The following is a 268-nucleotide window of genomic DNA, read 5'->3' on the forward strand; positions in this document are numbered from 1 at the left end:
TTAAACAAAGACCAAATTCAGGCTAAGTATGGTATTAAGGGCAACTCGCGGGTATTGGAATGGTGCCGCAGGTATGGTAAATTGCACTATCCGAAAGCAGGAGCTTTGGGCCGCCCGATGAAAGATCTACAAAAGCAACGGATTAAAGACCTGGAGAAAGAGTTAGCTGACGCTAAACTGAAGCTGGTTGCTTATGAAAAACTGATTGAAATTGCCGAACAGGAAGAAGGAATCATTATCTTAAAAAAGACGAAGCCAAACAATCCGG

The 268-nt window shown here is 42.9% G+C and carries 1 pseudogene; it reads left to right on the forward strand.

Annotation, left to right across the window (positions count from 1 at the left end):
* Positions 1 to 268 (forward strand): annotated as a pseudogene (locus EOD41_RS20880) (IS3-like element ISElsp1 family transposase); the annotation flags it as partial.

Source organism: Mucilaginibacter limnophilus (assembly GCF_004005815.1).
In the GTDB taxonomy this organism is placed as follows: domain Bacteria; phylum Bacteroidota; class Bacteroidia; order Sphingobacteriales; family Sphingobacteriaceae; genus Mucilaginibacter; species Mucilaginibacter limnophilus.